Annotated in this window: 18 protein-coding genes; 10 read left to right on the forward strand and 8 right to left on the reverse strand. The window is 54.7% G+C overall.

Annotation, left to right across the window (positions count from 1 at the left end):
* Nucleotides 1-106 precede the first annotated feature (106 nt).
* The 3 genes from EXN68_RS28235 to EXN68_RS26895 are packed head-to-tail and all read right to left on the reverse strand — an operon-like array spanning nt 107 to nt 1633.
* Complete coding sequence (locus EXN68_RS28235) at nt 107-574, reverse strand: helix-turn-helix domain-containing protein (protein WP_142843655.1); 468 nt, start codon at nt 572-574, stop codon at nt 107-109.
* Entirely contained in the window at nt 475-756 is a 282-nt protein-coding gene (locus EXN68_RS26890; RefSeq protein ID WP_142843656.1) for a mobilization protein, read from the reverse strand. The genes EXN68_RS28235 and EXN68_RS26890 overlap by 100 nt, the downstream gene beginning before the upstream one ends.
* A gap of 13 nt (nt 757-769) precedes the next feature.
* Nucleotides 770-1633, reverse strand: a complete 864-nt coding sequence (locus tag EXN68_RS26895) for an NYN domain-containing protein (RefSeq protein WP_142843657.1) — start codon at nt 1631-1633, stop codon at nt 770-772.
* A gap of 259 nt (nt 1634-1892) precedes the next feature.
* Between EXN68_RS26895 and traA the strand changes: the two genes are divergently transcribed.
* From traA to EXN68_RS26915, 4 genes are all read left to right on the forward strand, one after another.
* Nucleotides 1893-5582: a Ti-type conjugative transfer relaxase TraA gene (traA, locus tag EXN68_RS26900; protein WP_142843658.1), complete on the forward strand. Its 3690-nt coding sequence runs from the start codon at nt 1893-1895 to the stop codon at nt 5580-5582.
* A gap of 134 nt (nt 5583-5716) precedes the next feature.
* Nucleotides 5717-5911 carry a helix-turn-helix domain-containing protein gene (locus EXN68_RS26905; protein WP_142843659.1) on the forward strand — a complete coding sequence of 65 codons (195 nt, stop codon included), beginning with the start codon at nt 5717-5719 and terminating at the stop codon, nt 5909-5911.
* Nucleotides 5911-9297 carry a helicase-related protein gene (locus EXN68_RS26910; protein ID WP_142843660.1) on the forward strand — a complete coding sequence of 1129 codons (3387 nt, stop codon included), beginning with the start codon at nt 5911-5913 and terminating at the stop codon, nt 9295-9297. Before EXN68_RS26905 ends, EXN68_RS26910 begins: the two co-directional genes overlap by 1 nt.
* Nucleotides 9298-9311: 14 nt before the next feature.
* The gene (locus tag EXN68_RS26915; protein ID WP_142843661.1) at nt 9312-12674 is read left to right on the forward strand and encodes an Eco57I restriction-modification methylase domain-containing protein; all 3363 of its coding nucleotides are present in this window, start codon (nt 9312-9314) and stop codon (nt 12672-12674) included.
* Nucleotides 12675-12857: 183 nt separating this feature from the next.
* On the opposite strand, the gene EXN68_RS26920 is transcribed toward EXN68_RS26915, so the two are convergent.
* Nucleotides 12858-13418, reverse strand: coding sequence for a hypothetical protein (locus EXN68_RS26920; protein WP_142843662.1), 561 nt, complete (start codon nt 13416-13418; stop codon nt 12858-12860).
* Between the two features lie 90 nt (nt 13419-13508).
* Nucleotides 13509-14168, reverse strand: coding sequence for a DUF4145 domain-containing protein (locus tag EXN68_RS26925; protein WP_142843663.1), 660 nt, complete (start codon nt 14166-14168; stop codon nt 13509-13511).
* Between the two features lie 110 nt (nt 14169-14278).
* Between EXN68_RS26925 and EXN68_RS26930 the strand changes: the two genes are divergently transcribed.
* From EXN68_RS26930 to EXN68_RS26945, 4 genes are all read left to right on the forward strand, one after another.
* Nucleotides 14279-14626, forward strand: a complete 348-nt coding sequence (locus EXN68_RS26930) for a hypothetical protein (RefSeq protein ID WP_142843664.1) — start codon at nt 14279-14281, stop codon at nt 14624-14626.
* A 27-nt stretch (nt 14627-14653) separates the two neighbouring features.
* Complete coding sequence (locus EXN68_RS26935) at nt 14654-15145, forward strand: hypothetical protein (RefSeq protein WP_142843665.1); 492 nt, start codon at nt 14654-14656, stop codon at nt 15143-15145.
* Entirely contained in the window at nt 15142-16098 is a 957-nt protein-coding gene (locus EXN68_RS26940; RefSeq protein WP_142843666.1) for a tyrosine-type recombinase/integrase, read from the forward strand. The genes EXN68_RS26935 and EXN68_RS26940 overlap by 4 nt, the downstream gene beginning before the upstream one ends.
* 158 nt (nt 16099-16256) lie before the next feature.
* A complete protein-coding gene (locus tag EXN68_RS26945) occupies nt 16257-16658 on the forward strand; it encodes a hypothetical protein (protein WP_142843667.1) in 402 nt (133 codons plus the stop codon).
* Here EXN68_RS26945 and EXN68_RS26950 read toward each other — a convergent pair.
* The 3 genes from EXN68_RS26950 to EXN68_RS26960 all read right to left on the reverse strand — a co-directional run bounded on the left by EXN68_RS26950 (nt 16639) and on the right by EXN68_RS26960 (nt 18885).
* A complete protein-coding gene (locus EXN68_RS26950; RefSeq protein ID WP_142843668.1) occupies nt 16639-16860 on the reverse strand; it encodes a hypothetical protein in 222 nt (73 codons plus the stop codon). The two genes, EXN68_RS26945 and EXN68_RS26950, sit on opposite strands and share 20 nt — an antisense overlap.
* Nucleotides 16861-16937: 77 nt before the next feature.
* Nucleotides 16938-18137, reverse strand: coding sequence for an XRE family transcriptional regulator (locus EXN68_RS26955; RefSeq protein ID WP_142843669.1), 1200 nt, complete (start codon nt 18135-18137; stop codon nt 16938-16940).
* Between the two features lie 31 nt (nt 18138-18168).
* Nucleotides 18169-18885 (reverse strand): hypothetical protein, encoded by a 717-nt coding sequence (locus tag EXN68_RS26960; protein WP_142843670.1) that lies wholly within the window; start codon nt 18883-18885, stop codon nt 18169-18171.
* A gap of 461 nt (nt 18886-19346) precedes the next feature.
* On the opposite strand from EXN68_RS26960, the gene EXN68_RS26965 reads away from it, so the two are divergent.
* Together EXN68_RS26965 and EXN68_RS26970 are read left to right on the forward strand one after the other, a co-directional pair.
* Nucleotides 19347-19550 carry a hypothetical protein gene (locus EXN68_RS26965; RefSeq protein WP_142843671.1) on the forward strand — a complete coding sequence of 68 codons (204 nt, stop codon included), beginning with the start codon at nt 19347-19349 and terminating at the stop codon, nt 19548-19550.
* On the forward strand, nt 19550-20125 hold the full coding sequence (locus EXN68_RS26970) for a hypothetical protein (protein WP_142843672.1): 576 nt from the start codon (nt 19550-19552) through the stop codon (nt 20123-20125). Before EXN68_RS26965 ends, EXN68_RS26970 begins: the two co-directional genes overlap by 1 nt.
* The last annotated feature ends 43 nt before the right edge of the window (nt 20126-20168 follow it).

Consider the following 20168-nt stretch of genomic DNA (forward strand, 5'->3'; position numbering starts at 1 on the left):
AACAAATCCATCATCTGCCATGCAAATCTCCAGATAGTCCTGGAAACCTTCTCGCACACGCAGCAAGCCTCAAAATACAGCCAATCCAATGGGGCGGAGACGGCGCTTACGCTTCTTCTTTTGTATCGCCCCAAAGGTGAGGCGCGGCATCGTGGAGCAGCCTGATTGGCTCAATGGCCAGCAGCTCACACAGATGGATCAACCGTGTCGCGGTCAAGTGGGATGTAGCACGCTCATAGCGTCCATAAACCTGTTCGGCGATTCCGACCATGCCGGCCAGCGTTTCGCGGGAAAGACCGGCGGCCTTCCGCTCTCTTCGGATACCGGAGGCAAGAGCACCCTCCAGCGCGGCAAAATCCTGAACGCCGGCAAATCCCGGTCTACGAAAGACGGGTTTGCTGTTTCCAGCTTCCAGAGTTTCGACCAGGCCGCGCGCTTTGATCTCTTGTCCAAGTCTCTCAGCCTTTGATCCCGTCATGCCTGGGAATCCTCTGTTGAGGCCTTGAGCAGATCGGCAAACAGCTCCTTGTCGGCATCGCGGGTGAGGAAACCAGGCAGTTCGCGGCGCAGCCATTCACCGAGGCGTTTCGAGAATTCGCCATCACGATCCTCGCCGAGGCGATGCAGCACCAGCGCGCCAAGCAGAACCTTGCGCCGAGTATCGTCCTTGCGCTCCTGTTTGCCGAGACGGGCTTTGAGGGTTTTGCGCTGGGCCTCGATCTGGGCGAGGCGTTCCTCGATGCTCTTGCGTACCATCGGGATGTTCCTTTCACTTTTTCGTCGCGTTGGATGCTGGCTTGAGATGGATGAGGACGCCTTTCTGCGTCTTGCCGGAGCGGTCGATGTCGAATTTTCCCGTTGCTTCGACGAGATCGCTGAGGCGTGCAAAGCCATAGTTTCTGGAATCGAATTCGGGGGACTGCTTTGCAACATGACTACCGACAGCACCGAGATTGACCCAGCCATCTTCGTCGGCGGTGGCGATGACGGCTTTGGTCAGCATGCCAATCAGGGCCTTGTCGATTTTGCTTTTCTGGGGCGCCGCCGGTTCGACCGGCGTTGTCGGCGCCGGCCTTGTCGCTGGGACCGGGATTTCCTTCGCGGCCGCTTTCGTCACTGCCGCTCGTCCAGGCGTTGGTGCGGGTTCGGCAGTTGCCAGGTCTTCGACCGACGCATTGAGCACGTCGAAATAGACGAACTTGTCGCAGGCGGTGATGAACGGGCGAGGGGTCTTGCGTTCCCCAAACCCATACACCGTCACACCCTGTTCGCGGATCCTCGCAGCTAGACGCGCAAAATCACTGTCGCTGGAGACAATGCAGAAGCCATCGAAGCGTCCGGTATAAAGCAGATCCATGGCGTCGATGATCATCGCGCCATCGGTGGCATTCTTTCCTGTTGTATAGGCGAACTGCTGAACCGGTTGGATCGAATGTTCGAGCAGGCATTCCTTCCAGCCATTGAGGTTGGGTTTGGTCCAGTCACCGTAGACGCGCTTGACGCTGGCTGTGCCGTAATTGGCTATTTCGGCAAGAAGGCCGTTGACGATCTTCGGTGTTGCGTTATCGCCGTCGATGATCAGTGCTAGCGTTCCCGCCCGATCTCCAGCCTCGTCATGAACTATTCTTCGCATCCGTTCACCCCCGATTTGCCCGCAAGAATATCCAATTCCGCGAGTGCCTCAAGAGAAAATGTGCAATTCCAGGTTATCTTGATCTGTATTATGTGCTTCACATTGGCAAAATTCACGGACCAGATTCCCTCCACTGTAGGTGACCAAAAGTGCTGTACCGCGGCCGAGTAAGCGAAGCGATCGAGGTTACAAGGGCGCACTTACGACTTGCTGCGCAAGTCAGTGCTTGGTATCGTTCGATAAGTTTGGAGAATACCGTTTGGCAATCTACCATCTCAGCGCAAAGCCTATCTCGCGGTCATCCGGCCGCAGCGCTGTGGCCTCGGCGGCTTATCGTTGTGCCGTTCGCATTACCAATGAGCGCGATGGCCTTGTTCATGACTTCACTCGAAAAGAAGGCGTGAAGCATACCGAGATTGTGTTGCCGGAAGCCGTTTCGGCCGATTGGGCTCTGGATCGTTCGGCCTTGTGGAATGCAGCTGAATTTGCGGAGAAGCGCAAAGACGCTCGTGTCGCTCGCGAATTCGAGATTGCGCTTCCGCATGAACTATCGGCGGATGGGCGATTGGAGGTTGCGCGAACGTTCGCTCAGGATTTGGCGAACCGCTATGGTGCAGCGGTGGATTTTGCGATCCATGCGCCGCATGAGCAGGGCGACATCCGGAATTACCATGCTCATGTGATGATGACGACGCGGCAGGTTGGCGAAGCCGGCCTGGGTGAGAAGACGTATCTTGAGCACAAGAACGCACGGCTGTTGTCGGATGGCATGGCGACGACCGACATGCAGCTTCGCGATATAAGGCAATCATGGGAGAGCATCGCCAACAGCCAGCTTCAGCGTGAGGGCCTAGATATTCGCATCGATCATCGATCACATGTGGAGCGTGGCATTGAGCTTTCACCCACCGAGCATATGGGCGTGCATGCCTCGCAGATGCAGCGGCAGGGGATGACGGTCGAGCGGACGCGGCTGGACGACGAGGCGGCGCAGCGCAATGCCGAGCTGATCCGCGAAAAACCGGAACAGGTTCTGACGCTAATCAGCAATGAGAAAAGCGTGTTTGACCCGCACGACATTGCGCGGGCGCTGCATCGCTATATCAACGATGATGCGCAGACATTCCAGAATGCCTTTGCGTCGGTGTTGGCTTCGCCGGCGCTGGTGGAGCTTCAAGCCGAGCGCGTCGATCAGGAGACGGGCGAGGTGTCGAAGGCGCGCTATTCGACGCGGGAAATGGTCGATCTGGAATTCGGCATGGCGCGATCGGCAGAGCGACTGCATCAAGCGCAGAGCCATGGTGTCGATCGGCGGCATGTTGGCCGCGCAATGGAGCGCCAGGATGCAGCGATCCGAAAAAGCTCTGGCGATCTTTCAGCAGGATTGTCCGACGAACAGCGTCACGCGATTGAGCATGTTGCAGGGCCTGAACGTATCGCCGCCGTGGTCGGGTTCGCCGGTGCTGGCAAGTCCACCATGTTAGCTGCGGCGCGTGAGGCATGGGAGGCGCAGGGCTATCAGGTTCACGGCGCTGCGCTTTCCGGGAAGGCGGCGGAGGGCTTGGAGGAAAGCTCCGGCATCCAGAGCCGCACCTTGGCGTCATGGTCCCGTGGTTGGGACAATGATCGGGGTACGATCGGCCGCGGCGACGTGTTCGTCATCGACGAGGCCGGCATGGTGGGAAGCCGACAGCTCGCCCGCTTCATCGGAGAGGCCGAGCAACGCGGCGCGAAGATCGTTCTGGTTGGCGACCATGAACAGCTCCAGGCGATCGGAGCCGGCGCACCATTCCGGGCTATTGCCGAGCAGATCGGCCATGCCGAGCTTTCCGACATTCGCCGTCAGCGTCAGGATTGGCAGCGGGAGGCGTCGGTTTCCTTCGCGACCCACAAGACGGCCGAGGGCCTTGCTGCGTATAGGGATCATGGTGATATTCATTTTGCGGCCAGCCAGGATGAGGCGCGAGCCGCAATCGTGAGGGATTATCTTGCCGACCGTGATGAGCGTCCGGACGGTACGCGTGTTGCCATGGCGCATCGGCGTGCCGATGTGCGGGCGTTGAACCAGGGCATTCGTGCCGAGCTTCAGGACAGCGATCGGCTGGGGCGTGGCGAGGAGGGTGGAGAGCTCACGTTTCAGACCAATGAGGGCAAGCGTGACTTCGCCCCCGGTGACCGGATCGTGTTCCTTGAGAACAGCCGCGATCTCGGCGTTAAGAACGGCATGCTTGGCACCGTCGAGCATGTCGAAGCTGGCAGGATCATTGCGCAGCTCGACGGCCGAGGCGGGGATAGCGTCAGCATTCCCACGGACAGCTATCAGGCGATCGACCACGGCTATGCGACGACGATCCATAAAAATCAGGGCGCGACGGTCGATCGCGCCTTTGTGCTGGCATCCACCACCATGGACCGGCACCTGACTTATGTCGCCATGACCAGGCATCGCGACGGGGCGCAGCTCTATGCGGCGCAAGACGAGTTCACCAATGCGGGCCGGTTGGTTGATCATGGCGCTGCGCCCTATGAGCATAATCCGGAAGCGCGCGAGAGCTATTTCGTGACGCTGGAAAACGACAAGGGCGATCAGCGCACGGTGTGGGGCGTCGATCTCAAGCGCGCCCTGCAGGAAGCCTCGCCCGCGATCGGAGACAGGATCGGCCTGCAGCATGAGGGGGCCACTCCTGTTACGCTTCCAGACGGCACGCAGACCGAGCGCAATTCGTGGCGTGTCGTGGAGGGTGGCGAGCTAGCCTGGCAGCAGCTCGAAAGCCGCTTGTCGCGTTCCGGCACGAAGGAAACCACGCTGGATTACATCAGCGACTTTGCCGAGCGGCGCGGGATTGCGGAACAGTTCGGGCTCAGAAGCGAGATCGAACTTGCTCCCACCCCAAAGCTGGCGCGGGAGGTTTCGTCTCGTGCGACCCATCCGGAACGGGAGCAGCAGGACCGGCCATCAGAGCGCAAGCATATTTACGAGGAACGTGCCGGCGATCTGGCCGGCCCTGTTCGCAACGAGGATCCTCGCAATGATCTCACCCCGAATACTGATGGCGATCGGCAGGACGGCTGGGAAGGGGAGAGGGCGGGTTCTCGTCGCGTCCTCTGGTCGGAGGTCATCTCGCGGGCTGGTGCCGGTGATGGCCGTGCAGCAGCCAGCGAAAAGCGCAATGCCTTGCAGCCGGAGGGGACCAAGCCAGCGCCGTTGGTGCTGGCGATCACCCGCCACGATCGCAGCATCGAGGATGTGGCCCGCGAAAGGGCGATGTCCATCATCGAGCAGAGATTCGATACGGTGGAGTCTATATCGCGGCACGTCTTCCGTGATCCGGCCGAGGTGACTGGCCGGTTGCGCACCGCCATCACCGAGAAGGAGGGCAACGGCAAGATCATGGCGAAGGCCATGGCCGAGCAGCCGGAGCGGTTCGGGGAGCTACGCGGCAAGTCTGGCATGTTCGGGGACAACAAGGAGCGGAAAGAGGCGCTGCATTATGCCAGGGCGGTTTCCGCCCATATCGGTTATGTATCCGAAGCTTGGGAGCGCCGGCTTGGCGAGGAGCGAAGATCCGAAGAGTGGCAGCGCGAAAAGCGTGATGTGATCGAGGTTCCCGGTCTGACGCCGCGCAGCGCCGAAATCATCGCCCAGATCGAAAAGACGTCGGTCGAGAAGCGGGGCCATTTCATCGCGGAGCTGCGTTCGTCCCCCGAGGGTCAGACTGCGCTCGAGGAGGCTAAAGTGGTTGCCAATGCGCTCACGCAGCGGTTTGGTGATTCCGATCCTCGCAACTTCGCCAAGGAGCTCGAGAAGCGTCCAGAGCTGGCAAAGCAGGCCGAGCAGATCAAGACGACCGCCCGCATGGTAGAGCGCACGCGCGTTGCCGAGCTGACCCATGACCATACGCTGAAGCAGCAACTCACACGATCGCAGAGTCTAGGGTTAAGCCGGTAGGTGGGGAGCTGATGGAGCGGCCAATCGACTGTAGCTTTTTGGGAGGGTAACCCACGAAGTGTTTCTAGCTATGCTTGCAGTTTCCGCAATTTTCCTGCATTTTCTCACCGCACCTTGCCGAAAGGGTCATTTCAATGGGTGAGGATATTCTAACGATCCGGGAAATCGCAGAATACTTGAAGCTAAATGAGAAAACGGCTTACCGCCTCGCGGCAGAAGGCAAGATTCCAGGGTTTAAGGTCGGTGGTGCATGGCGCTTCCGTAAGGATGAAATTGAAAGGCTTACGAGAGGCCTTAGCGGGCGCGACGAAAGCGCTGGAGATACTTAATGCCGCGCATTTTCGACAACATTGAAACAGGCCTTCTGCCGGCATTGCGAAAGACCCTATCGATATCTGACCGCGGAGATTTCTGCGTAGGTTACTTTAACTTGCGTGGCTGGAAATCTGTAGATGATTTAGTTTCTGCGTGGCCAGGTGGAGAGGGCAATCAATGCCGCCTTCTCGTTGGTATGCAACGCCTGCCACAGGACGAACTTCGGATCGGTCTGGGGACCGGCAAGGAAGATCTTCAACTCGACAACCAGTCAGCGCTCCGATTGAAGAGGAAGCTAGCGGAAGAGTTCCGCGTTCAGCTGACTCTAGGCATGCCGAATAATGCCGATGAGGCCGGCTTGCGCCGACTTGCCAACCAGTTGAAATCAAAGCAAGTTACAGTTCGGCTTTTTTTGAAGCATCCATTGCATGCAAAGCTTTATCTACTTTTCAGGCCAGACCCAAATAACCCGATCACTGGCTTTCTAGGTAGCAGCAATCTTACCCTCTCCGGCCTTTCAAATCAGGGTGAGTTGAACGTCGATGTTCTTGATCATGATGCCACGGAGAAGCTTGCGAAATGGTTTGATGACCGTTGGTCGGACCGCTGGTGCATCGATATCACTCAGGAACTGATCGAGGTCATTGAGGAGAGCTGGGCACGCGAAGAAACTATCGACCCTTATATGATCTACGTCAAAATGGCCTACCATCTGGCGCAAGAAGCTCGCGCAGGCCTCAACGAATTTCGAATTCCACCTGAATTTGGAAAACGACTTTTCGCCTATCAGGAAGCTGCGGTTAAGATCGCCGCTCATCACCTGAACAAACGCGGCGGAGTCCTAATCGGCGACGTCGTTGGTTTAGGCAAGACGTTGATGGCCACTGCGCTCGCGAAAATCTTTCAGGATGATCACTTCACCGAGACACTTATTATTTGCCCCAAGAATCTGGTCAAGATGTGGGAAGGTTACGTCGCCGAATACCGCCTTCTCGCAAAAGTGCTTTCGGTAACGAAAGTTACGCGGGAATTGCCAGAACTTCGAAGGTATCGCGTTGTATTAATTGATGAAAGCCATAACCTTCGAAATCATGAGGGGCGAAGATACCGTGCAATTCAAGAGTATCTCAGAGAGAACGAGAGTCGTTGTATTTTACTTTCTGCAACGCCGTATAATAAAACTTACAGAGACCTCTCAAGTCAACTTCGTCTTTTCATTCCTGAAGAGCAGGATATTGGTGTTCGTCCGGAGAGGTTGCTACAAGACATAGGGGAAACGGAGTTTATTCGTCGTCATCAGTGCCCCGTGAGATCTCTCGCTGCTTTTGAAAAGAGCGATCATGCTGATGACTGGCGGGAGTTAATGCGGCTATACATGGTCCGCCGGACACGAACATTTATTCAAGACAACTATGCCCAGATCGACCCTTCGAATAATCGGAAGTTTCTGACTTTCGAAGATGGTTCGCGGTCCTACTTTCCGGAGCGGGTGCCGCGGACGCTCCGGCTTAAAATCAACGATAAAGATGCCGGTGATCAGTATGCAAAGCTTTATTCCGCGCCAGTAGTGGACGCGATAAATCTCATGCATCTACCACGCTATGGTTTGGGCAATTATGTCGCACCGAAACCTCACAAGCCGCCGACGCCAAACGAAGCGAAACAGCTCGACGACCTCTCTCGTGCAGGCAAACGTCTCATGGGCTTTTGCCGTACTAACTTGTTCAAACGGTTAGAAAGCAGTGGCGAGGCGTTCCAACAATCATTAGAGCGACACGTCCTTCGAAACTATATCTTCTTGCATGCCATCGATAATAACCTTCCTCTACCGCTTGGCACGCAGGATGCGGGACTTTTGGACACTGCGAACTACGACGAAGATGTCGATGATCAGAGTGCAGATGCCGAGCTTTTCGCGGAGGGCGAAGACGAAAAGGTTCAGGACGCTATTATTCTTGAATTGCACGGCGAGGCAGCCTTTAAGGCGCGCGCAGCGGAAACGTATGGCCTTTATGCGAACCAATATAAGAAACGGTTCAAGTGGCTGCGGCCGGACTTGTTTGTTGCTCAGTTAAAGAAGGACTTAGTGGCCGATAGTGCCCGGCTTTTGAAAATTATTGACGATTGCGGCCAATGGGATCCTTCAAAAGACGCTAAGTTAGCGGCTCTGTCCGATTTGTTGACGAAGAAGCATCCTGGAGAGAAGGTTATGATCTTCTCACAATTTGCCGACACGGTTCGTTATCTTGAGCGCCAGTTAAGGGCAAAAGGTCTCAAATCACTCGCTGCAGTATCGGGGGAAACGTCGGATCCAACAGAATTTGCATGGCGGTTTAGTCCCGGCAGTAACAATAAGCGTAGCACAATCAAACCTGATGATGAGTTGCGTATTCTGATCGCTACCGATGTGCTCAGCGAAGGCCAGAACCTTCAAGATGGTGCAATTCTGGTGAACTACGATCTGCCCTGGGCGATTATTCGTCTTATCCAACGCGCAGGCCGCGTCGACCGCATAGGGCAAAAGGCAGAGAAAATCCTCTGCTACTCCTTTCTCCCCGCCGATGGAGTCGAACGCTTGATTCAGCTGCGTTCACGTGTCCGTCAGCGGTTGAAAGAAAATGCCGAGGTCGTGGGTACTGATGAAGCGTTCTTCGAAGATGAAAGTGAGCGCGAAGAGCTGGCCGATCTTTATAATGAGAACGCAGGCATTTTGGACGGTGAAGCTGATACAGAGGTAGATCTTGCCTCGTACGCCTATCAAATTTGGAAAAATGCGATCGACGCGAATCCGAGTTTGCAAAAATCGGTGCCCGAGCTTCCCGCCGTTGTGTACTCCACCAAGGCATACACTCCTCAGGACGGCCGTCCGCAAGGTGCTCTAGTATATATGCGGACAGGGCAAGGTAATGACGCCCTCGCCTGGGTTGATCAGGAGGGGATTAGTGTAACTCAGTCTCAGTTTGAGATTTTAAAAGTCGCTGCCTGCGAGCCAAATACGCCCGCCCTACCCAGGCAGGAAGAGCACCATCTGATGGTTGCCAAGGGCGTGGAGCACATTGCGACAGAAGAGAAACAGGTTGGTGGGCAGCTCGGACGGCCATCTGGTGCTCGGTTCCGCACTTATGAACGCCTGAAGCGTCATGCTGATAAAGTAAAGGGATCTCTTTTTGACTTGCCGGAACTCGGCAAAGCCATTGAAGAGATATACCGTTTTCCATTTCGCCAATCTGCAACCGACACCTTAAATCGACAGCTAAAGTTGGGCATTAATGACGATAAATTAGCCGAGCTGGTTTTGGCCCTTCGAGAAGAAGATCGGCTTTGTTTGATACAGGATGAGGAAAATTCTGGTGAGCCGCAAATTATTTGCTCACTTGGGCTTGCGCGTCTGACGGCATGATGAAGGGGATGGGGATGAACTTTAACGCAGATGGCGCCAAGAAATTACTTGAGCAATTTAAGTTCGAAGAGCTTTTTGTCGAGGAACTCGGCTGGGATCGGCACGGAGCCGGCCTGTCCGTTACAATCTCGAACACAACGTTTGATCTCAAGGCCGTGGCTGAGAAGCGTGGAATGGTCGCCTGGGTTTGCCGGGTCACAGGCGAGGATCGAATTCCAGACCGCGCCACACGAAAGAAAATCGAAATCTCGGTTTCTAAGACGACCCTTGAGCATCTAATTATCTTTATCGATGGGAAGCGTGCCGAGCAAATATGGTGCTGGGCGCGTCGAGAAACCGGAAAGCCAACCTCGGTTCCAGAGCACTTCTGGTATGCGTCATCCGGTAATCGAGGCTTTTTGCAAAAGCTGGAAGCTATCACTTTCACACTTTCCGAGGAGAGTAGCCTTACGCTGGTCGATGTCACGGCCCGTGCCCGTGCTGCTTTCGACGTCGAACGCGTTACAAAACGTTTCTACGATCAGTTCACCAAAGAGCACACGGCCTTCTTGGGTTTCATCAGCGGCATCACTGAGGTTGCGGATAAGGAATGGTACGCCTCGCTGATGCTTAACAGACTGATGTTCATCTATTTTATGCAGCGGAAAGGCTTCTTGAATAGTGAGCGCGATTACCTGCGTGATAGGTTGACACGTTGCCAACGAGAAAACGGTCAAGACAAATTCTATTCGTTTTATCGATACTTTCTTCTGCGTCTGTTTCATGAAGGACTAGGGGGTAGAACCAGAAGCCCCGAGCTCGACAAGCTCCTTGGCCGAGTGCCATATCTGAATGGCGGGCTTTTTGAGAAGCACTCCATTGAAGAACGTTGCCCAGATATCAAGATTCCAGACGAAGCCTTCATCCGCATCTTCGCATATTTTGACCGCTACCAATGGCACCTTGATGAGCGCCCATTGCGCAATGATGACGAGATCAATCCAGATGTTCTCGGCTACATCTTTGAAAAATACATCAACCAGAAGCAGATGGGTGCATATTATACGAAGGAAGATATTACTGAGTATATCTCTAAGAGCACAGTAATCCCCTTTTTACTCGACGCTGCCAAAAGCAAATGTCAGGTGGCTTTTGATAACCCGGGTGGCCCGACGATCTGGGATCATCTGAGAGATGATCCAGACCGATATATTTTCTCCACCGTTAAACATGGGATTGAGCGCGAGCTCCCTCCCGATATAGCTGCCGGTATCAATGAGGTCGGACAACGCTCCCAGTGGAATCGTGCTGCACCAGCGGACTTTGGTTTACCGACCGAAATTTGGCGGGAGGTAGTAGCTCGGCGGATCCGCTACGCAGAAACTCGCGCAAAACTAGAGGCGGGAGAGGTCCGTGAGATCAACGACCTCATAGCCCTCAACATCGATATTCGGCAATTTGCCCACGATATAATTGAGCGGTGTGAAGGCCCGGATCTGTTGCGGGCAATCTGGACGGCGATTGAAAGTGTAACTGTGCTTGATCCGACATGTGGATCAGGTGCTTTCCTATTCGCCGCGCTTAGTATTCTAGAACCGCTTTACGAGACCTGCCTCGGGCGAATGGAAGCATTTGTCGCCGATCTTGAGCGGTTAGATGAGGGGTTTGCGCCAAAGAAGTTTGAGGATTTCAAGGCTATACTCGCGAGGGTAAACGGGCATCCCAATGCCCGCTACTTCACTCTGAAGAGTATCATTCTGAACAATCTGTTCGGCGTCGATATCATGGAGGAAGCCGTTGAGATTTGTAAGCTCCGGCTATTTCTGAAGCTTGCAGCTCAGGTAGACCCCGACCAGAAAGCCGGGAATCTTGGTATCGAACCCCTCCCTGATATTGATTTTAACATTCGTGCTGGCAACACATTGGTCGGTTATGCGACGCTGTCTGAAGTTAAGAAATCTCTAAATAGCAAATTCGACTTCGAGAATTCTCTCGATACTGTCACGAAGGAGGCCGCTGACCTTCAGCATGTTTTTGATGCGTTTCGAGCCAAACAAATACAGGGCGATGGTACGGTCCCTTTAGATAACAAAACCGATCTCAAAGGCCGGTTGGCTAAATTGGAGAACGATCTTAATCGGAATCTGGCTTCGGAATCAGGGGTGAAGAGCGGCGACCAGATTGGATATGAAAAATGGTTGAAGGCGCACGCGCCGTTTCACTGGTTTCTTGAATTCTACAAGATTATGGATCAGGGCGGTTTCGATGTAATTATTGGTAATCCGCCATATGCAGAGATACCTCGCGATTTGGATCGTCCATTGTTGCGTCGAACGTTCAGTACCGCGTTAGAACGGTGGAGCCGCGACGAAGATCTTTATACGCTTGTGGTTGAAAGAAGCTTGAAGCTTCTGAAGGCGTCTTCGGGCCAGTTTGGTATGATCCTGCCCCTTTCGGTTGCGTTTTCAACCAAAAGACCATTCTTGGAATTGCGTAGAATTCTTAGTGTGGAGGGTACGTTCGCTGCATGGTCACATTTCGATCGGATACCAAGTGCCTTGTTCGGTAACGAAGTTAGGACCAGGTGCTCAATAACGCTTTTTTCCCGAGCCAAATCCTCGTCACCTCGCCGGAATGCTACTACAGCGCTAAAGCGCTGGAACGCAGAATCGCGCGATCAGCTTTTCTCCACGCTGGGATATTCTGAGTTCGATAGCGAGATGCTCACCCGTGTTCCGAAGCTAGGAAGCGAGGCACAGGCAAAGACCCTTGAACATTTAAACTCGCGCAAGCTACCTCTTGGCATGGAACTGAGAGATTCCATTTCGTTCTCTACACTCGCAGCTGCGGCTCCAAAATTCCCACAACCAGCAGTGTATATCGGTGGTACTGCTTATAATTGGTTTCCCGTTTGGCGAGACATCCCACAGACCACTGATATGAACGGCAAACCCTCGCTTCCAGCTCGAACTGCGGGATATAGATTTAGGACACATGACGAAGCAAACATCGTTTTTGCGCTGCTTGGTAGCTCGCTTGGCTATTGGTGGTGGTCAGTCGCCTCTGATGGGTTCAATCTGAAAAAGTGGCTCCTTGACAGCTTTCCGATTTCTCCCGCTGTTTTTTCTGCCAAGACGAGATCCGAGCTAGCAATTCTTGGTGCTGAATTGCGCGATGAGCTTAAAAAACACTACGTGTATAAAGATAATAGAGGGCGGATCGGAAATTACTTTTTGCCGGGGTGCTCTAACCAGATAATTGCCATTGATGACGCGATCGAACGGGCTGGTATCGGGATCGTGCCAGGCTTCTTTGCCGATATACGAGAGCATAATGCTATTTTTGCTCGATCAGGATTAGCTGAGGGTGAGGACGAAGAAGTTTTGGGCGAAGATTAACAGTTGGAGGCGTTCTGATGCGCCTATTCGAAAAAGCTGCCCAGCCAAGAGGACTGGGTCTACGACGCTCGCCTAGCAGTGTTCAGCCCAAAATATAGGTTCGGCGCTATTTATTCAGAAAAGAGGATGGATCGGAAGCCAAACCATCCTCGCCGTACATCTTAGCAAGATCGCTTCCACTTTTTATTTTGCAGCGCGGAACAACCGAGGCAGATAGTGGATGTAATAGCCTTTTTGCTGAATTTCAGCGATGACGGCTTTCTCGTCTTCGAGGCCAAATCCAATGCGGGCACGAATGCCGCTTTCGAAGCTCTTCCAGTAAGACCACTTCTGATCCTTGGGAAGGTTGGTGCCGGCGCGGTCTCCGGTCAAGGCGATCGTTCGCCCTCCGGCGCGGTGCGCATGAAACATGAACGAGCCGGATTTGTCGTAGCGTGTCGCCCGCGTAAATACCGCAGAATTCACTTTCACGTTCTGCTGGGCGATGACGTAACCGGCTGCGGCCATCACCTGACGGGTCATATGGCCAATCATCTGCTTCCAGCGGTCCTCGGTCAACGTATCGACGTCAGCTTCGAAATTTTGGAGCAACGACTCCTCGACTCCTTCAACGGCCGGTTTGCCGAGATCGGATGCGGTCTTCATACGCAGAACGGTTTCGTAGTCATTGAGAAAGGCCCAAAGGCGCTGGCCCAGATCCGTGTTAAACAGCGACGAGAAAGTTTCAGGAACATAGGTAAGCATGCAGCCCTCCGTTGCTTTAGACACGCCATATATGGCGTCTACTAAACAAATTGTCAAGGAGGGCGTGCCGCAGCCTTTTGTCGGCCTACATCACAAATACTGGGCGAGGAAACTCTCGACATAGGCAATCATATCGGTGACATCCTGCGGCTGAAACTGGCCTGGGTTGCCGTGGGCGGCATTGTTGCGGATATCCGCCATGGCGGTGATGCGCTTCTGTGTGAGGAGGTTGTAGACCCCGGCCTTGGTCAGGTCGGCATTCATCTTGTTCAAGCTGCCGGGAGCGATCGCAGCCTTTGAACACATGTCCCGCATGGCTGTTTCCAGAACCACGCCGGTGATTACGGCTGCGGCCGTAGCATAGCCACCAGCTAGAAGCTCACGTGCCTGGTCCAGCTCGGTATCGAAAACCTCTGCTTGTACGAGCTGGCGCACCGACGTCATAAACCCGCCCTCGAAGTCTTCCTTCGCGGCCAGATAAATGGCTTTCAGTTCCTTCGTCATCTCGTAGTTGGTGCGATATGCGCGAGGCTCCTCGCACTTAAGAAAAGCCTTCAGGTGAACCGAGTCCGCACCGCAGGCTAACGAGAGAAGGTGGCGGGCCTTGACCTGCCAATTGAGCAATTTCTCACTATCGACGCGATCGCCGGCGAAATATTCGGAGTGCTCATAGCGTTTCGTCGCTTCGACTTCTCCGAGCTGCGTCTCAAGGTCTTCGAAGCGTTTCACCAGTACTGCTGTATTTGCCATGCCCGTCCCCGTGTTGGTCTTTCATAGTCCGTTGTGTCGAATTCACAACTGCAATCTTGCGGGATGCCCTATATGTGATAATGTCCTTTATCACATATAGGGGAGGGGTTATGGCGCGACACTTACGGACGAATATCGAGATCGACAATTTCATTACGAAAGTCATTGCCGAGGCCAATCACCACGCGCCGAATGTCGCTGCGATCATAATGCCTCTTTCGAGTGCCGTAAGAGCGCGGTTGAATCTGGCAGTTGATAAAGTCGAGGTTTACGAGCGAAACGGCAATCTGGCGAGGACATGCTGGGTAACGATTGGCGGCAGCCGATACACATTCACGTACAATTACAGTTCGGGCCAGATTGATCTCAAAGCCGGGTCTTTGCAGGGGATGCTTAGGTCAAGTTTTGACAACCACACTCCTCACGCTGCAATCTTACTTCAAGCTGCACGGCTTTGAATTTGCTCGAGTTGCTTAGGGGGCAGGATGACCGATTTTTCAAAAAAATCAGATGGTGAGATCGATCAGTGGATCGTAAACTTTGAAAAGCAGAGCCGGACAGACGCTCCCCTTTATTTCGAACTCCTTGAGGAGCGCGGCCGTCGCTCCGGCAAGCGACAGGGGCTCGATCTTGAGAAATCACTCTCCGCCCTAAAGCAGGCGGCGATTTCAGGGATCTGCATCACCTATGGCGACCTGGCAAAAGCAAGCGGCGTCGAGTGGAGCAAGGCGCGGCATCAGATGAACGGAAAACATGGTCATCTGGATCGGCTTCTGGAAATCTGCCATGCGCGAAAATTACCGTTGCTGACTGCGATCTGCGTCAACCAAAGCGGCCTGCAGGATGGAGAGCTGGAGAAAAATGCCCTTTCCGGTTTTGCCGAAGGCTCGCGGCGGATTGGTCGCTCCTTTGCGGATGAGCTGGTGTTTCATCATGCTTGCCGTGAGGAGTGCTGGACTTGGGGCCGGGCGCAATGAGCTTCGTCATTGCCTCCGACGCGGAGATATTGCCGGTCGCAATTGCGAAGAGCGCAGAGCGGGTGCGCATGCGGTTCCTTGAATTCTTCACCGCCCGGATTCGTAATCAGAATACCCGCCGATCTTACCTCAAAGCTGCTTCAGAATTTTTAAGCTGGTGCGATGCGCGAGGCGCTCGCTCGCTCGACACGATCACCCCTATTCATGTTGCCGGCTGGGTCGAGGAAATGACGCACACGCATTCGGCGCCGACCGTCAAACAAAGGTTGGCGGCGGTGCGACACCTGTTCGACTGGCTCGTCACCGGACAGGCTATGGCGTCCAATCCCGCCCATTCTGTACGCGGCCCCAAGCACTCTCGTAAACGCGGTAAGACCCCTGCCCTCTCGGCCGAGGAAGCCCGCCAGCTCCTAGACAGCATTTCCACTGAAACATTGATCGGCAAGCGTGATCGCGCCCTGATCGGACTCATGACCTACACGTTCGCCCGCATTGGTGCCGCGACGAGCATGGAGGTGCGCGACGTATACAGCCAGAACCGCCGGTTATGGGTTCGGTTGCACGAAAAAGGTGGCAAGCAGGTTGAACTGCCCTGTCATCATTCGCTTGAAGCCTACCTGGACGACTTTATCGAGGCGGCTGGCCTGCAGGATATGCCCCGAGCGCCCTTGTTTCAGACCATCCGGCGCGGCACCGCTCACTTCTCCGGCAATCCTTTGCCCCAGGCTAACGCTTATGCAATGATCCAGCGTCGTGCAGTCGCGGCAGGCATCAGTACGGCCGTGTGCAATCACACCTTTCGGGCGACGGGTATCACCGCCTACCTGAAAAACGGTGGAACGCTGGAAAAGGCAGCCAATATTGCTAATCACTCATCTACACGGACCACGCAGCTTTATGATCGCCGAAGTGATGATGTAAGCTTAGATGAAATCGAGCGGATTTTGATTTAAGAAATCATTTGTGGAGTAGTTGGGCTGTGGCAAAGTTAAATCACAATAGACCAACACTTCGCCTCCTGGACAACTATAGGCGTGAGCTGAGGTCGCAGGTACACGAATATAGAGGCTCCGAAGCAGTTTCGGCAAAATCGATCAGTGATAATAATCGCATGCCGGATGTGAGCCAGTCTGCGCAGAAAATTATTTTTTCCATGTTCGATGCCGCGGGGCTCTATTTTGAGGCGCTTTCAAATCTTCTGAAAACCTTGTCGCCCGATGCTGCGAAATCACTGCGGAAGAAGAAGGCTTCGTTGCAGACAGAAATAGAAGACGCCAAGTCGAATCTTACAAATGCATGCGTTGAGCTAGTGGTAGAAGCCATGCGTGAAAAATTGGAAGGCAAAAAAGGCGTCATAGACTGGCTAACCTGGTTCCAAGACGAGGCGCAACGCACAAACGATTACGGTCTGCTTGATATCATGGAAATCGGTATAAAGCCTGCCTTTCAAAGGATTGACGCCGCCATCGAGGGGGGCGCCTTCCGGCAGGATTTCAGCTCTGCAGGTCGCTGATGAGAGCGTCAATTTTTCCGCGAATATCATGATCGACTGAATTTACCTCCATTGCCCTCAAAAGATAATCCAGTACGTTTTGACGATCGTCGGGGGCAATGTCGGATAATGTCTTCGCTGATAAGTCGCGATTTAGAGCGGCAGCCTGGTCAGGGGAAATATAGCCGCCATCTTCAACGCTGAGAAAATCTTGCAGTTTCATTTTAGATGCTTTCTACAGTTCATAGCCACCCACGCTGGCGGGAAATTCTCTATGATTGCGCCTTATGTGGCGCAAACCTATCCCTTCCGCGATGGGAACGGCAAAATCGTTGATGCTTCACCTGTGGTGCGATCTGTCACGGTTTCACGCAGCTTCAGCCCTATGACTTCCGCATTTCTTGAGAACCATCCTGGCGGTAAGGCGGTAAGGTTTTCTATGTCGCCGGCCTTCATGGTGAATTCTACACTCAGGAGGTCGGATTTGCTGCGCACGGCAGAGTCGACGATCAGCTGCAGGGCGTTGGCAAGAACTGTCGGCTCCGAGATCGGCCAGTTCTTATCCAGAGGCTCTTCCCGGCTCCATCCCTTGGCGGAATACAGCTTATAAAGTGATGTCGCATGGTCTGCGGGAATGATATCCAGATCTGAAAGGCGCCGGATCTGCGCCTTTACCGAAACCCGCCAGCGCTCCTTCAGGGACAGCAGAGACGCAAGCGACGCGTTCTTTACCTCATAGGAATATGTTGTTGCGGGCATCAGGAACGCGCTGGCAAACCGAAACGCCTGGCGCTCGATCTCCTTGAGATCCTTCTTCAGCTCTTCCTCGGTAACATGGCGATGCAAAATCGCATGACCGAGTTCGTGCGCGGCATCCATCTGCCGGCGCGGGAACGACATCTTGTCCGTGGACAGCAAAATATGCGGCCGATTGCCTCCTTGAGCCCAGCTGCAGAGGCCATCCAGCTTTGACGTCCCCATCTCAATGGAACCGACAATGCATCCGACGCGCTCGAGCAGCGGCATCATATCAATGCAGGGTCCATCACCAACGCTCCAATGGGTGCGCAGGTCAGAGGCGATCTGCTCGATGTCCTCGTCGCGGAGCTGCTTATAGGACGCACCCTGCAATACGTCCGGAATATCGACCTCCGGGAAATCCACATAATGCTCCACGATACTGCTGATTTCCTGCAGCCAGTGCATCTGGGATTCCTGGTAGTTCAGATCTTTCACCAAGGTCGATGCCAAGGTGCGGTAAAAGAGAGGCCGGTCGCTGTTGGCGACCGGTCTAAGAAAAAACTCTCTGCGAACGTGAAGGTGAGCTGCCAACTCGGCTAAGGCATCGGCATCAGGGGCGCTGGTCCCGTCCTCCCAGCGGGTGACGGTGCTGGGGTTGACGCTGATCAGGGTGGCCAATGCCTTCTTGCTTAGAATTCTTCGTGCTGCTCTTGCCTCGACCAATCTTTCAGGGACGAACCCCGGGGTTCCTACACGCATGCATTTCCTTCCCCGGCTTTATCAGCACGGGTCACTTCGTATCTCTGTCGTTGTCATTGTCGCCATCAGGCCGCTCTGGTGGTACAAACGGTTTGATCGTTTTCTTCAAGCTGATGATCGGTTTCTTCGCACCAGTACCAGACGACAGCACCAGAGCGATTACCGGCTCATCGGCATAACCTTCAAGGTATTTGTCGAGCGGCTCGTAGAAAAGATATTGCTCGTACGCCGCATCGATCACACCGATGGCGAATTCGCTGATCTTTCCGCCCCGCTCACGGTCACGAGCGACAAGGAACAGCACAAAAATGTCGCCGATCTTGGGCCCTGTTCCGTCAAGGTCGAGGCGCGGGGAGAGGTAGTAGTTGAGCGTTACGCCAGCCTTGCGCGACACGTTTTTGACGGGCAGCGCTTTCGGCTCCGGCATGGCTGCAAGACCGAAGATGATCCCCTGCCCGTTTACCTCAAACCGCATGAAAGGCTGGAAGATCTTCAAATCGGTTAGTGGGATGATGCCGTTTTCGAGCAGCTTGCCACCGTGAAGTTCACAGGTTTCCCGAAACGCCTTCTCCATCATGCGAAAGCGGGCATGCCCCTCCAGTTCTCGGCTTGGCTTGGGGTCGAGGCCTGCGTGGTCGCGTACCATCGTAAAGGCCTTGAGTGCGGAAGCGCTCAACCGGTCTTCCAGATCGAGGAAGAGATTCTTGAACAAGGCCGGCGGGAACCGTCTTTTGATGTAGTGCTCCACAGTGCGCTCCGCGTCGAATTGCAAAATACAGGATTTATATATTAAAAAATTGCGTAAAGAGCAAGTGGGTATAATGATCCTCAACCTATCATCACCGGAAAACTCATGGGCACGTCCCCTCCGTGACCAGGCTCTATTCCGCCGCGGCTGTGCCGCAGCTCCACGGAACCCCGGTTCGGGGTTCCGCCGACGAGCGGTGACGATCCTTCGTGCATCCGGCATCCTTGCCGGGAGATGACGCGCGATTGCGCGAGTCCGTTTGCCTGGTGGTGGAACCGAGGGCCTTGCCCTTCTCGCCCCCAAAATAGCCTTCCGCCCAGCTTCCTCCACTGCGCTTGCGCTGCGTTTCGTGCAGCTGGTTCCCCGCGAAGGCTATTTTCCCCCTCCAACCCACCGCTCGCGCGGCCCCGGGAAGCAGGACGAGGTCCTGCTTCGCAGTCCAAAAAGGAAAGGACAAGGGAATGTGCGAACCTACTTTCGAGGAATGGTTTTTCAGCTTCGCGGGGGAGCTGGCGCGACTCAAGGGCGACTTGCCGGATTTCGATGCCGCCTATGACCGGTATTTTCCGGCCTACGAAGACGGCATTTGCGGCGGTACATGCGCCCGTCACGTCGCCGGGATCGGATCGGCCGCCGTCTATGCCGACGAGTGGGAGGACGCCTAATGATGCGCTTTGCCCCCTCACGCGAATTCTACATCCCGAGCGGTTCCGTGAAGATCGCCGACAAGGCCAGCGACGGCATTGTCTATATCTACACCAGCCATAAGGGACGACCCGCCGCCATGGCCTTCCACGGCAAGGCCGCAAAGCCCGACTGGCATCATAGCTTTGCCAGCACCGAGGCCCGCGAACACAAAATCCGCGAGCATTTCGAGGGGCGGCGGCGCTGGTCGGAATGGAAGCAGGAGCGTCGCGACGAACGCAAGAAACCGCACGGTTTCGAGACCGGCCATGTCCTTTATGCCTCATGGGGCTACGACCAGACCAACATCAATTTCTATCAGGTGACCGCCATCATCGGCGCACACATGGTCGAGGTCCGCGAGGTCGGACAAATCTCTGCCGACAATGGCGATGAACCATGGATGACCGGCAAGGTCGTTCCCCATCTCGACACCTTCACCGGCCAGCCCCTGCGCCGCCGCGTTAACGGGCGCTCCAAATCTGTGCGCATCGACAATGTGCGAACCGCCTTCCTTTGGGACGGTCGCCCGATCAACTGGACCGGCTACGCCTGACGGCCGCCTCCTCCCCCACTGATATTTTCCGATCACACCAACA

It is taken from the genome of Martinezella rhizogenes (assembly GCF_007002745.1).
Lineage (GTDB): Bacteria > Pseudomonadota > Alphaproteobacteria > Rhizobiales > Rhizobiaceae > Agrobacterium > Agrobacterium cucumeris.